The 14,452-nt window shown below is 69.0% G+C and carries 7 protein-coding genes and 1 pseudogene; all 8 read left to right on the top strand.

The window, feature by feature from the left end; all coding sequences use genetic code 11:
- Window positions 1–289: 289 nt before the first annotated feature.
- The 8 genes and pseudogenes from AB0927_RS00760 to AB0927_RS00725 all read left to right on the top strand — a co-directional run bounded on the left by AB0927_RS00760 (window position 290) and on the right by AB0927_RS00725 (window position 14,441).
- Complete coding sequence (locus AB0927_RS00760; protein WP_366665526.1) at window positions 290–4,744, top strand: DEAD/DEAH box helicase family protein; 4,455 nt, start codon at window positions 290–292, stop codon at window positions 4,742–4,744.
- Entirely contained in the window at window positions 4,741–6,645 is a 1,905-nt protein-coding gene (locus AB0927_RS00755; protein ID WP_366665279.1) for a UvrD-helicase domain-containing protein, read from the top strand. Before AB0927_RS00760 ends, AB0927_RS00755 begins: the two co-directional genes overlap by 4 nt.
- Window positions 6,642–9,887: a helicase-related protein gene (locus tag AB0927_RS00750; protein WP_366665278.1), complete on the top strand. Its 3,246-nt coding sequence runs from the start codon at window positions 6,642–6,644 to the stop codon at window positions 9,885–9,887. Before AB0927_RS00755 ends, AB0927_RS00750 begins: the two co-directional genes overlap by 4 nt.
- On the top strand, window positions 9,884–11,749 hold the full coding sequence (locus AB0927_RS00745; protein ID WP_366665277.1) for a DUF1998 domain-containing protein: 1,866 nt from the start codon (window positions 9,884–9,886) through the stop codon (window positions 11,747–11,749). Before AB0927_RS00750 ends, AB0927_RS00745 begins: the two co-directional genes overlap by 4 nt.
- Window positions 11,750–12,772: 1,023 nt before the next feature.
- Window positions 12,773–13,621 carry a helix-turn-helix transcriptional regulator gene (locus AB0927_RS00740; protein ID WP_366665276.1) on the top strand — a complete coding sequence of 283 codons (849 nt, stop codon included), beginning with the start codon at window positions 12,773–12,775 and terminating at the stop codon, window positions 13,619–13,621.
- Window positions 13,618–13,692, top strand: a pseudogene (locus tag AB0927_RS00735) (DUF397 domain-containing protein); the annotation flags it as partial. The gene AB0927_RS00740 and the pseudogene AB0927_RS00735, both read left to right, overlap by 4 nt.
- Before the next feature lie 40 nt (window positions 13,693–13,732).
- A complete protein-coding gene (locus tag AB0927_RS00730) occupies window positions 13,733–13,951 on the top strand; it encodes a hypothetical protein (protein ID WP_366665275.1) in 219 nt (72 codons plus the stop codon).
- Complete coding sequence (locus AB0927_RS00725; protein WP_366665274.1) at window positions 13,932–14,441, top strand: DUF6879 family protein; 510 nt, start codon at window positions 13,932–13,934, stop codon at window positions 14,439–14,441. The genes AB0927_RS00730 and AB0927_RS00725 overlap by 20 nt, the downstream gene beginning before the upstream one ends.
- Window positions 14,442–14,452: the final 11 nt, after the last annotated feature.

Below are 14,452 nucleotides of genomic sequence, written 5' to 3'. Positions count from 1 at the left end.
AACCTCGCAGTCGGTGATCCCCACCGTCCTCGAACAGTCCGCTCGTGTCCTGCAGACCTACGAAGTCGACCCGGGTCTGATCCCGGAACACGCGAACGGCGAACGGCGCATCACCCAGGGTGGATACGGCGACCGCCAGCTCTTCGAACTCGTACAGAACGCGGCCGACGAAATCGCCTGTGAACCCGGGGGAACGGTCCAGGTCGTCCTCACCGACACGCACCTCTACTGCGCCAACGAGGGCACCCCGGTGACCGCCGAAGGCGCCGAGACCATTCTCCGAATGAGCATGTCACGCAAGCGTGGTGGCCAGATCGGCCGTTTCGGTGTGGGCGTGAAGTCGGTCCTGGTCGTCACCGACACTCCGCAGTTCTTCAGCACCACCGGAGCCTTCGGATTCGACCGTGAATGGGCGTTCGAGAAGATCCGGTCGGTCCCCGGCGTCCGGGAGCGCCTGGGAGACCGGTTCGAGGCGCCGGTGCTGCGCATGGCGCGCCCCCTCGACACCGACGCCGAGCGGTCTCAGGACCCCATTCTGGACTCGCTGTTGAGCTGGGCCACCACCGTCGTCCGGCTGCCGCTGCTCAATCGGGCCGCCGATAAATTGGCGATGGACATGCACGGTGGGCGGACGACCGCCGGAACGGCGCGTGAGGAGTTCCCGCTGGGGTTCCAACTCCTCTCCCCGCACGTGGCGAAGGTCGTCCTCGAGGACCGTCGGGCCCGTCCGACCGTCCGGCGCGTGCTGACCACCGAGCAGTCCGGTGACCTGCACACCGTGTTGGAGGAGCGGACCGGGCGGTCGACCGTCAGTGCCCGCTGGCGGGTATTCTCCACGACGCACGAACCCGGTCCGGCGGCCCGAGCCGACGCCGGCGAACTGCACGACCGCCTCAGCCTCGAACTCGCCTGGGCCGTACCCGCGCTGGAGAAGGACCCGCCGAGCGGCCTCCACGTCAGCCCTCAGGCCCGGGGGCGTGGACGCTTCTGGTCCTTCTTCCCGACCAAGTACGAGATGTCCCTCAGCGGCATCCTCAACGGCGCCTGGAAGACCAACGAGGACCGACAGAACCTGCTCGACTCCTCGGCCTTCAACGAGGAGATGATCAAGGTGTCGGCGGCGTTGGTGGTCGACTCCCTCCCTCGTCTGGCCCCCGCCGAGGACCCCGCCGCCTACCTCCGCCTGCTGCCCGGCCGGGCGAAGGAGGCGATCAGTTGGGCCGACGAGTTCCTGACCCGGGAGATCTGGGAGCGTACGGCGGTCCGTCCGTCGCTGCCCGACCAGGAGGGCGTGCTGCGCGTCCCGGCCGAACTGCGCGTGCCGCCGCGTCTCGACAAGGAGCGCAACGCCAGCTGGATGCGGATGTGGCACGAGTCCCCGGGTCGCCCGTCGAACTGGCTGCACCCGAACGCCGAGGCCGACACGTTGCGTTCGGGCAAGGTCGAGCACATCCTCGGCGCTGCCGGGCAGCGGCGGGCCAGCGTACACGAATGGCTGGAGGCACTGGTCGAGTGCGGCACCGCCGAGGCGTCCGCGGCCGCGATCCGCATCCTCGCCGACCTGGTCGACAACATGTCTCCGCACGCCGAGGAGGCCCGTCGGGCGAAGGTCGTGCTCACCGAGGAGCACGGCTTCGTCGCCCCCGTACCCGGTCAGGTGTTCCGGCGCGCCGACGAGGACGGGCTGCGTGAGTCACTGACCTACGTGGTCCGCGAGATCGGGCAGGACCCGAGCCTCGCCTCCGCGCTCAACCTCCTCGGTATCCGCGAGGCGGATGCCGAGGGCCGGTTCATCAGCGTCCTCGACCGGGGCTTCGCCGGCTACACGCACGTCGAATGGGAGCGCTTCTGGGACCTGTTCCGCCAGGCCGGCGGCCACCGCCTGACCCACACGGTGCTCCGGCTCGTGCCGGACGCCCGCGAGACCCTGCGGGTACGGACGGCGGACGGGAAGTTCCGCCCGGTGCGCGACTGCATGCTGCCGGGTGTGGTGGTCGACCCGCGGCGCGATGCGAACATCGCCGTCGACATGGCGTTCCACTCCGACGACCTCGCCTTCTTCCGGGAGATCGGCCTGCGGGAACGGCCGTCGACCTCGGTCCGCCCTGAGGGCGAGGCCTGGTTCGAGGAGTACCGGGAGGCCGTCCACGCCTCCTATCTGCGCGGACTGGACCAGAGTGCGCCTCGCACCAGCCTCAACAGGATGAAGGTGGAGGGCTCGCCGATCGGTGGTCCGCTGCATCTCTTCCGGTCGCTCTCGGCGGAGTCCCGCGCGGCTTTTGTGAAGGCCCTTCCAGACGAGTCCGTGGTGGACAACTGGACGCGACAGATCGGCGCCCAGACCAACACCCGTCGGGCCGTGTCGTCGCCCATCCGTTGGATGCTCAGGAAGTACGGAACCGTCGCCACCTCCCAGGGGATCAAACCGCTGGGCGAAGCCGTCGGGCCCCAGCTCGCCGCCTACCGGGACGTGCTCCCGGTCGCCGACATCTCCCCGGAGAAGGCTCGCAAGCTGCGCCTGCCCACCACGATCGAGGAAGTCCCCGCCGAACACTGGGAGACTCTCCTCTCCGAGGTGACCCGCAGCGAGGACGACGCCTTCGTCGGCAACACCTACGTGATGCTGACCCGGTTCGGCGCGGACTTCCCCGAGGACTCGCTGACCCGGTGCCGGATCGGCGACACCTGGGACACCCGCCCCGACGACGAGATCACCGTCGCGGCCGGCACGACCGAGTACCGGGCACTGCGAGCGGAACAGCTTCCCGCCCTGCTCGTGGCGACCCCCGAGGACGCCGAGCTGATGGCGGACAAGTGGGGCATGAGGCGCTACGCCGACGCCATCACCCGGGAGACCCGCGAGGTCCCGGACGGCGACCCGGTTCCGCTCATCGAGCTGTACCCCGCCCTGCGCGGGCGGCTGAACAGCGGCAACCGGAACACCATGGTGCAGCGGTGTACCGAGCTGGAGGAAGTGACCCGCACCCAGAACGGCACCAGGCCCCGCCCGCTGGACGCGGTCCGCCAGGGCGACACCGTCAAGGTCCGCGTCCCCCTCGCCCTCGAGGCCACGCTGCGGCTGGTCGACCGTGAGCTGGAGCTCGGGCTCGGCGCCGCCGGCTGCCGGGCTGTGCTGGAGCACCAGGAGCGCATGACCAGGGACGGCGAGACGAAGGCGGCCCTGAAGGCCGTACGCGACACCGACGACGTGGTCGCCAAGATCGAGCTGTTGATCGGTGCGGAGGCCCTGCGCACGGGGCTGCCCGACGGGCTGCTGGAGGCCGAGTCGCACGAGACCGGCGGCGCGGAGCCCTCCGGGCACCGGATCGCGCAGATGGCGTTCAACGCGCACGGCGACGGAGTGCTCCAGCAGCATGCCCGCGACATCCAGGCCCGGTTCCCCAACGCACCGGTCGCTTACGGGGGTTCCTCGGCCGCCGTGGCCTTCGTATCGGACCTGCGGCTGCCTGTGGCGTTCGCGGGCTCCAGGACACCGTCGCCCCCCGCCTTCGAGACGGTGGACGGACCGCGGGACTTCCCCCACCTCCACGGCTATCAGGAGGACCTCGTCCGCAACATCACCACTCTGCTCGACCGCCTGGCCCCGCAGCGCGCCCTGCTGTCGCTGCCCACCGGCGCTGGCAAGACGCGGGTCACGTCCGAGGCCGTGATCCGCTGGGTGAAGCGGGTGGGCGATCTGGGCGGCCCGCTGCTGTGGATCGCCCAGACCGAGGAGTTGTGCGAACAGGCCGTCCAGAGCTGGAAGTTCGTGTGGAGCAAGGTGGGCGCGGAGCGCCCTCTCACCGTCAGCAGGCTGTGGAGCAGCAACGAGGTGGGCGACGTCGTCGAGCACCCGCATCTCGTGGTCGCCACGGACGCCAAGCTGGAGCGGTGCCTGGGAACGGACCAGTACGCCTGGCTGCGCCGGGCCGCCCTGGTGATCGTGGACGAGGCCCATACCGCCATCTCCAAGCGGTACACCGAGATTCTCACGCACCTGGGGCTCACGGCGTACGAGACCGAACGGCACCTTCTCGGGCTGACGGCCACCCCGTTCCGCAACACCAACGAGGAGGAGACACGTCGACTGGCCACCCGCTTCGGCAACCGGCGTCTGGACGAGGGTGTCTTCCCCTCCGGTGATCCGTATCGGGACCTCCAGGAGTGGGGAATGCTCGCGCAGGTGGAGCACCGCACCCTGGAAGGCGGCGAGATCGAGCTGAAGCCCGAGGAGAAGGCGCAGGCGGTCCGGATGGCGACGCTCTCCCGTGCGGCCGAACAGCGTCTCGCCGACGACCACGCGCGCAGCCGCCGCATCGTCGACGAGGTAGCCGGTCTGCCGGAGGACTGGCCGACCCTCCTCTTCGCGACCTCCGTCGATCACGCCAAGTACCTGGCCGCCATGCTCAACGACCGGGGAATCCCGTCCGCCGCGGTGGACTCGACGACCAGCGCGCAGGACCGGCGCAGGCGCATCGAGGACTTCCGGGCGAACCGCATCCGGGTCCTCACCAACTACGGTGTTCTGACCCAGGGGTTCGACGCTCCCGCCACGCGCGTCGTCGTGGTGGCCCGCCCCGTCTACAGCACCAACGTCTACCAGCAGATGATCGGTCGAGGTCTGCGCGGCCCGCAGAACGGCGGGGCCCCCACCTGTCTGATCCTCAATGTCAGCGACAACATCGCCAACTTCGACACCCGCCTCGCCTTCACCCAGTTCGAGCACCTCTGGAGCCGTAAGTGACCGACGTCTACCAGGACAGCCCTCCGCTCACCGCAGAGCAGCGGGCCGTGGTCGACCAACCGTGGGACGCGCGTGTGCTGGTCACCGCCGGGGCCGGGGCGGGGAAGACGCACACCCTCGTACGTCGGCTCGACGCGCTGTGTGGCCACGAGGACCCGGAGGAGGCGCTGGAGGCCGCCGAGATACTCGTGCTCACCTTCTCCCGAGCCGCCGCCCGGGAGCTGCGTGAACGGATCTCCCGGCGCGGGGAACGAGCCCGCCGGGTACGTGCCCGTACCTTCGACTCATGGGCCTACGAGGTACTCCTCCAGGCACATCCGGACGGCGATTGGGCAGCGGCCCGGTTCGACGAGCGGATCGCCGCCGCGGCCCGTGCGGTCGAGAAGGGCGCGCTGGAGATCGGCGACGCCGTCCCGCCCGCGCATGTGGTGATCGACGAGGTGCAGGACCTGCTCGGCGGGCGCCGCGAACTGGTGGAGACCCTCCTCGACCGGTATCAAGACAGCTGCGGCTTCACCGTCGTCGGCGACGCGGCCCAGTCCGTGTACGGCTTCCAGATCGAGGACCTCGTCGAACGCGCAGACGAGACCGGCCGGTTCTTCGACTGGCTGCGCTGCTCCTACCCCGACGATCTGGTGGAGCTGCGTCTCACCCAGAACTTCCGGGCCACCACACCGGAAGCCCGGGTCGCCCTCGCTCACGGCCCCCGTCTCCAGCGGATCGGCGACGCGGACGAGGCGGAGACGCTCTACGACGAACTGCGTGACCGCCTCCTGGACCCGGCGAACGGCGTGGGCGAGCTGAGCGACGAGTTCACCCTGGAGGGCCTGCGGTCCCTGACCGACACGTGCGCGATCCTCACCCGTGACAACCAGGAGGCCCTCGTGGTCTCCGGCCTGCTGCACGCGCACGGTGTCGAGCACCGGCTGCGGCGCCCGCTCGAAGAGCGTCCGGTGCCGTACTGGGTCGCCGAGTTGCTGCGCAGCACGGAGGCGACGGGCCTCACAGAGGATCGCTTCCGTTCCCTCCTCTCGCGGATCCCGCTGCCGTACGAACCGAACTTCGACGCCCTGTGGACCGTGCTGCGTCGGGTCGCGCGCGGAGCGGTCCGCGGTGTCCTCGATCCGGAGCGGCTGCGCCGCGCGGTCGCCGAGGGCAGGTTTCCCGACGAGGCGGCCGACCCCGAAGGCGCGCGGATCGTCGTCTCGACCGTGCACCGGGCCAAGGGCCTGGAGTTCGACCGGGTGATCGTCCTCACCCCACCGACGGTCGCGGAACTCCACAAGCGGTACGAGGACGAACTGGACCTCCCCGCGGAGGCCCGTGCCCTGTACGTGGCGATGACGCGCGCCCGTCAGGACCTCTACCACGTCGCCACTCCGGAACTGCCGCTGTTCAGAAGGGCGGGACACCGGCGCGACGGCCGTCGCTATCTGGGCTCGTGGCGGTCGTACGACAGGTACGGGATCGTCGCCGAGGCGGGCGACGTGTGTCGGGACAACCCGCCCGGTCGCGAGGGGGACGCCGTAGCGACCCAGGCGTACCTCCTGGAACAGGTCCGTCCCGGCCAGGAAGTGCTGTTGCTCAGACGCCACGGCCTGCCGATGGGCGAGACGCAGAGCCCGCCGTACGCCCTGGTGCACGACAGTCGGGAGATCGGCGAGGCGTCGCGGCGGTTCCGCGAGGAGTTGTTCCAGGTGCAGAAGGTGAACCGCGCATGGGACCCCTGGTGGCCGGACGAGATCCACGGCCTGCGGGTCGACACCCTGGAGACCGTGACGGGCAGCGCCGCCGCCGGTGCCAACGCCGGACTCGGTGAGCGAGGCATGTGGATCGCTCCGCGGATCACCGGCATCGGCCGGTACCGCAGCACCCCCAACGACGAGGAGCAGCGCGCATGACGTACGTGGCCGGCCGACACTCCGAGCACTACCGGGTCCGGGACGAGGAACTCCTCGCGGGGCTCCGGCGGGAGCTCCTCGGCCCTCCGGAGGGCGCCGGGTCGGACGACCGGGACGAGGTCCTCACCCAGGACGCGCCGATCGACCGCTACCTGACCGGCGTGCTGTACCCGCGTGCCTCGAAGGAGCGGGGGGCCGAGTGCGCCGCCGAACAGAGCGGCCTGGACGCCCCTCCTCTGCGGGCCCACGACGACGGCGAGGAGGATTCCGGCGCCGCGCCGGAGACCGACACGGCGGGGGACAGGCGTCCCTCGTCGATGGGACTGACCTTCGCGGTCGCCCAGGGCGTGAGCGAGATCGTGGTCTCGGCACGTGCTGCCATGTACAAGCCCGTCGACGCGGAGGGCAACCCGGTGGAGGCCCGCCGCGCCGAGGCCCGTACCACCGCTGACCAGCGAGAACTGTGGCAACGCAGGGAACTCGCCCTCCCGGACCAGAACATCGACGTCACCCGGCCGGCACCGCGGCGGGTGATCGAGCTCACCCCCGAAGTCACGTTGCACGTCAACGTCCGGCGTCCCGATCCGGACAGCGGCACGGTCACGATCACGGCCACGCTGATCAACGCCCAGAAGGTGGGTGAGTGGGACCTCCAGGACGCCTTCTCCCTCTTCCAGTGCGGTCTGACGGTCCGCGCCGCCGACGGCTCCGCGGCGTTCGTCGAGCGTCCCGCGTCGAACGCCGCCCACGATCCGGAGATCGCCACGAGCCGGCTGTTGCACCGCCACGTCCCGACCTTCGCGGTCGGTCACGGCTGTGCCGCCGAATGGGATTGGACCCCGCCGCCGATCGGCATGACCGATGTCGCCGACCGCGCCGCCGTCGCCGAGGTGCGGAGCCAGTTCGTGCCCACCGTCGAGGTGCTGCTCACCGACTCCAACCCGGAGATCGACAGCTCGGCGCTGTCCATGCTGGGGTTGGCGGAGAGGACCGACGCCGAGGTTCTGGCCGCCCTGGCGGAGCTCGCCGCAGGTTATGAGGCCTGGATCGACCGCAAGGCCGCCGAAGCGGCTGCCTTGATGGGCAGCCTCCATGAGAATTCCGCTCAGGACCAGGTGGAGGCGTGCCGCGAGGCCCTCGGTCGGGTCCGTCAGGGCATCGAGCTGTTGCGTGCCAAGCCGGACCTGATGAAGGCGTTCCGGCTCGCCAACCGCGCCATGGCCGTCCAGCGGGCCCGCAGCTCATGGGTGAAGAACGGACGTGCCGGAAGCCCCGACCCGGCCGCAGGCCGTTGGCGCCCCTTCCAGATCGCGTTCATGCTGCTCTGCCTAGCCGGCATCGACGACCCGAAACACGACGACCGGCGGATCTCCGACCTGCTGTGGTTCCCTACCGGCGGCGGCAAGACGGAGGCGTACCTCGGGCTGATCGCCCTCACCGCGTTCCTGCGTCGCCTCCGCAAGGGCGCGGACGGCGGAGGCGTCACCGTCCTCATGCGTTACACGTTGCGTCTGCTCACGCTCCAGCAGTTCGAGCGCGCGGCGATCCTGCTCTGTGCCATGGAGGAAATGCGGCGGCACACACCGGAGTTGGGGCGTGAGGAGTTCTCCGTCGGCATGTGGGTGGGTCGCTCGGCCACCCCCAACACGCTGGCCCAGGCCGACCGCAGGCTGGACGAACTGCGCGCGAATCTCGACAAGCGCCTGGCCACCGAGAACCCCGTTCAGTTGCACGCCTGCCCCTGGTGCGGGACCCGCCTCGACGCCCGGGACTACGAGGTCGACGAGGACGCCAAGCGGATGCACGTCCGCTGCCCCGGCACGGACTGCGACTTCGCCGAGGGCCTGCCCGTCCACCTGATCGACGAGGCGGTCTACGACGCCCGACCCACGCTGGTGATCGCCACCGTCGACAAGTTCGCCTCGATGCCGTGGCGCCCGGCGACCTCGGCGCTCTTCAACCTCGACGACCCGGCGGACCGCACCTCGCCCCCGGAGCTGATCGTTCAGGACGAACTCCACCTGATCTCGGGGCCGTTGGGGACGCTCACCGGTCTCTACGAGACCGCTGTGGACGCGCTCGCCGAACAACCCAAGGTGATCGCCTCGACGGCCACCATCCGCCGCGCCGCCGACCAGGGACGCCACCTCTTCGCTCGCGCAGTACGACAGTTCCCGCCCGCCGGTCTGGACGCCCGCGACTCGTGGTTCGCCGTGGAGACACCGCGCGAGGAGAAGGCGAGCCGCCGCTACGTCGGCCTCTTCGCCCCCGGCACCAGTCAGTCCACCCTGCTGATCCGTACGTACGCCACCCTCCTCCACCGGGCCGCGCAGGCGAAGACGGAGGACGAGGTCCGCGACGCGTACTGGAGCCTCGTCGGCTACTTCAACAGCCTCCGGCTGCTCTCCGCGGCCGAACTCCAGGTCCATGACGACGTGGTGGCCTATCTGGAGCTGCTCGCCGAGCGTGAAGGGGTGAGGGTCCGCTCCGTCGCCAACTACTCGGAGCTGACGAGCCGCGTGGACGCCAGCGAGATCCCCACCCGGCTCAGGGGGATCGAGAAGAGGCTGCCCGACGAGGACACCGTGGATGTCCTGCTCGCCACCAACATGATCGCGGTGGGCGTGGACGTGGAGCGGCTCGGGCTCATGGCAGTGATGGGACAGCCACAGACGACCGCCGAGTACATCCAGGCCACGAGCCGGGTCGGGCGCGCGCACCCCGGGCTGGTCGCCGTCATGCTCAACTCCGCCCGTTCCCGCGACCGTTCCCACTACGAGAGTTTCCAGCACTTCCACTCGGCTCTCTATCGCGAAGTCGAGTCCACCTCGGTCACGCCGTTCTCCTCCCGCTCCCGCGAACGGGCCCTGCACGCGGTGATCGTGGCCCTCGCCCGCATCCTGATCCCTGCCGCCCGGCCCAATGAAGGTGCCGGCGAGGTCGAGGCCTACGAGCACATCCTTCGGGGCCGGATCAAGGAGGTACTCCTTGATCGTGTCCGTGAGGTCACTCCGGAGGAGGCCGATGCCGTGTCCCAGGACTTCGACGAATTCGTCGCATGGTGGTGCGCCGCGGCTGACATCCATGGCGGCCTGCTGTTCGAACCGCGCAGGGGCAGCCGTGTCCCCGCGCTCCTGAAGTCGTTCGACGACGAGTCCGAGGACGGCAAGGCGTGGTCCACGCTGTGGAGCCTGCGCGATGTCGATGCCGAGTCCGCCCTGTTCATGGAGGGAACCCGATGACCCCGCCCCCCGCCCGTCGCCGCCGGACCGGCGCGAACGGCGCCGCTCCCGCTCACAACCTCCCGCGGCGCGGCGAGGTCCGCCGCGCCCAGGCGATCACCACGTACGGCGTCGGGGCGCTGATCGCCGTCGACCACGAGTCCTTCGTCGTCTCGGGTCTGGACGAGGCCGACAGCAGCTGGAGCCCCGACGAGTCCCCCCGCATCCACGAACGGCGTCTGGCCCGAGTGCTCGGGGTCGACTACTTCCGGCTTCCGCCGGCATCCGACGACACCAGCAAGGACGGCCTGCGGGTTCGTCGTTTCCCCGTGATGCACTCCTGCCCGGAGTGCACCGAGTTGCAGCGGCACCGCGACTTCAACCCGCCCGCCGGTCGCAGCGTGTGCGGGACGTGCGAGGTCGACCTCGTACCCTCCCGTTTCGTCGTCGCCTGCGAGAACGGGCACCTCGGCGAGTTCCCGTACTGGCACTGGGTCCACCGCTCCGCCGACCGCGGTGCCACGAGGCCCGGGCAGTGCGGGGGCAAGCTCAAGCTACGCTCGTCCGGGCGCACGGCCTCGCTCCGCTCGATCCTCATCTCCTGCACCTGTGACCGGGCTCCCGAGGTGTCGATGGAGGGATCCTTCCGCAGGAACGCGCTCAAGGATCTGGGCCTCACGTGCCGAGGTCCGCGCCCGTGGCTCGGCACATCCGCCCCCACGCAGGACTGCGGACTCCCCCTGCGCACGCTCCAGCGCGGTTCTTCGGCGGTGTGGCAGCCGGTGCTGAAGTCGGCGCTCTCCATCCCGCCGTGGAGCGACGGCCGGGCGGATCCGCTCGCCGAACACTGGCCGAAGCTTCGGAAATACACCGATCGCACGGCCGTCGAGGGCTTTCTCGACGCCATATTCGACGACGAGTGGCCCGTTTCCCTGGACGAGGTGATGGAACTGCTCGACGCGGAGCGCGAGGAGGACCCCGACCTCGAAGGCGAAGCAGCCCCGGACCATCGCTACCGAGCCTTGCGGAACATGGAGTATGAGCGTCTGCGCGCCGGCAACGACGAGCGGGAGCGCTCCCGCGACGAGCAGTTCGTCTGTGAGAGTCCGCTGGGTGACCAGAGTGTGCTGGATCCGCTGGGCGTCACCGGACCGATGCTGGTCAAGAAGCTCCGCGAGGTACGCGCCCTGAAGGCGTTCACCCGGCTCGCCCAGCCCGATGCGGCGACCGAACCGAAGGAAATGCCGCTCTCCGACACCGCCCTGCGTTGGCTGCCAGCCATGGAGGTGCGGGGCGAGGGTGTCTTCCTCCGCCTGGACGAGGACCGTCTCGGCACCTGGGAGAAGGCCCCGGCGGTGGCGGCGCGGATCGAGCGGATGCGCACCGCTCACCAGCGGATGCTGGACCAGCGGGCCGACGACCCGAGCGGGGCCGTCCCCTCTCCGGCCACGCCCCGGATGGTGCTGCTGCACACCCTGGCCCACGCCCTCATCAACGAGTGGAGTCTGAAGGCGGGCTACCCGGCCGCGTCCCTGCGCGAGCGCCTGTACGCCGCCGACGACATGGCAGGCGTGCTCGTCTACACGGCGACGAGCGACTCGGCCGGCAGCCTCGGCGGTCTCGTGGCGCAGGGCGAACCGGAAGCCCTCGACGACGCGATCCGTTCGGCCGTCCATCGTGCCGAGTGGTGTTCCTCCGACCCACTGTGCGTCGAATCCGAGGCGTCCGGCACAGGCGGAACGAATCTCGCGGCCTGCCACGCCTGCGTGATGCTCCCCGAGACAAGTTGCGAGCACAACAACATCCTGCTCGACCGCGCCCTGCTCGTCGGCACCCCCGAGGGCCCCGAGGCGGGATTCTTCGCCCACGTCCTGAATCCCTGACGTCCGGCCGAGTGTTCTCCTCCGCCTTGGTCCAGCGCGCCTTCGAGGAGCTGTGAATGCCTGCGGCCCTCAGCCCTCCCCCCAGCTGCGATGGTTCAAGTCGTCGTACAGCGGCGGTAACGCGATCGAGTGCGCGGAAAGCGCGTCCGCCGCGATCGCCAGTACGTGAACTACTTGGCTTCCCCTTCGAAGTGAGTCAGAGCACGGTCCAGCACGTCGTCCGCATCGCGGCCGTGCGCCTGCATCCAGCGGAGGAGGTCGGCGATGATATCGGTCGCCGCCTCCTCTGCCGCGGCGAGAGCCAGCGGTTCCGATTCCGCACCAGCCGGGCCCAGTCCCTTCTTTCCCTGTAGCTGTTGAGTAGCTCGTCGACTCCGACAGTCAGAGGGCGGACCGTGTGAGTACAGGTCGCGGGCAGCCCAGTGGCCATCTCGCACCATGTCACCTTGCGGTCAGCACGCAGCTCGACACCCCACCGGTCGGCCATGGCACCGATGAGTGCCATCCCGCGGCCGGCTTCGCTGTTCAAGTCCGCCTGGACCAGAATCGGCAGGGCGCGGGTGTCGGGGTCATGAACCTCGACACGCAGGTAGCTGCCGTTCATGGAGACGACGAGGGTGGCCGGGGTTCCGAGACCAACGTGGGTGATCACGTTTGGTAACCAACTCGCTGACGCAGACCTGCGCCACGTCGATCACATCGGGCAAGTGCCACCCGTCCAGGTGGAGCCGCAGGGTACGCCGCAGGGCCGCCAACTCCCGAGGTTCCACGAGGAAGGGCAGGTCCCACGGCTTCCTCGGCATGCAAATGATGCAGTCCATCCTTCAACTCCCTGCGCCAGACGGTAGGTTGCGGTATGCGATGCACCGAACACTCAGAGTTGCACTGAAACTCTCAGAATGAAACTCTCAGACAGAGAGGATGGGAGCACGGCAACAACTGTGCGCCCCCGGCGCGCGCTGGCTTGCTACCACGGTGGGCAGGCCAAGACCATCTGGTTGGATCAACATGAAAGGTCACCGCATGCCAGTCGGGCCCACGACTCGCCGTCGCCAACTTGGCTCTGATCTACGTCGACTTCGTGAGCTCAAGGGCCTGTCCCTTGAGGAGGCGGGGACGCGCGTCGGCATCTCCAAGGCGACGCTCAGTCGCTACGAGACGAAGGAGGCCACAGTCAAGTGGCCGATCGTTGAGGCGCTGTGCCGGGAGTACGACACATCCGGCGAGGAGCGCCACGCCTTGGTCGAGCTGGCGAAAGGCGCCAAGATTCAAGGGTGGTGGAGGTCGCTCGCCGACCCCATCCCCGAGTCTATGAACCTCATGCTCACCCTCGAAGACGAGGTAGTGCGCGAAGACCACTACGCGTGCGTGTACGTCCCCGGGCTGCTACAGACACGCGCCTACGCAGAGGCTGTGCACCGCACGTCCGAAGTGGACTGTGCTGAACGGGAAGTTCAGCACATGGTCGACATCCGCATGAAGCGGCAGGAAATCCTTCAGCGTGACGAACCTCCGCGGATCTGGTGCGTGGTCGACGAGGCAGCCCTACGACGTCAGGTCGGTGGAGCCGAGACCATGCGGCGGCAGCTCCAACATCTCCTTGCAGTCTCGGATTTGCCCCACGTCAACATCCAGGTGTTGCCCTTCGCGACAGGTGCGCACGCGGCAGCGGTGGGCAGCTTCGCCATCCTTCGGGGCCCTTCTCCCGAGCTGGACGTGGTGTACATGGACCTTCTCGGCGGCGGGCTTTTCATGGAGAAGCGGGCGGAGTTGGATCGTTATAGGTTGGCGTTCGAATACCTCAGTGCGCAGGCGCTTGATTTCGAGTCCTCGACTGAGCTCATCGACCGTATGAGCAGGCAGTCCAGATGACCGCACCTTCGACGCCCCAGTGGTTCAAGTCCTCATACAGCGGCGGCAGTGGAACCGAGTGCGTGGAGTGTGCGTCCGTCGACGGCGATGCGCTCATAAGGGACTCCAAGCATGCAAGCCGCTGGCCCGTCAGGCCCGGCCGGCGCAAGCCTGTTCATGTCGATCGTCACCCATCACCACGGAGGGCACATGGCGCTGCACCGGCTGGGCAAGGACCCCGGCCGGCTGGCACAGCTGGACGTCCCCGATCACGGAACGGTGATCGAGTTCCCGCGGCGCATGACGCCGTTCTTCCCGGAGGTGAACAGCCTTGTCCGAGACCGCGTTTGAGGATCTTATCCGCTCGGCTCGGCACAGCGCCCGCCACCTTGAGACGCGGGACGCGTACGCGCTCGACGAGGACTACCGGCAGTGGACCGCGGGCGACCGGTTCGATCCGGTGGAACGCTGGCCCTGGTGGTTCGAGCTGGTTTCCGCCACCGTCGCCCGAGGTGTGTCCGTGCGGCGGGCCCGTGTCGTCTCGGAACCAATCTCGCCCTATGTCCGTTACGAGTACGAGCTCACCAGCCCGCACAACGTCAAGGCCGGCGAAGAGGTCCGCTGGCTGCCCCGCAGGCATGCCTCCGCCCTCGCCCTGCCGGGGAACGATTTCTGGCTGTTCGACAACGAGTCCGTACTGTTCAATCACTTCGCCGGGGACGGGATGATGACCGGCGAGGAGCTGGTCACCGACCCTGCCGTCGTGAAGCTGTGCGCCTCGGCCTTCGACTCCGTATGGGACCGGGCTGTCCCCCACGAGCGCTATCAGCCGCTTGGATAGAAAGTGTTCGC

The organism is Streptomyces sp. NPDC048106 (genome assembly GCF_040706415.1).
In the GTDB taxonomy this organism is placed as follows: Bacteria; Actinomycetota; Actinomycetes; order Streptomycetales; family Streptomycetaceae; genus Streptomyces.
Note: the sequence above shows the minus strand (reverse complement) of the source record. Positions and strands in the feature narration are given on the sequence as shown.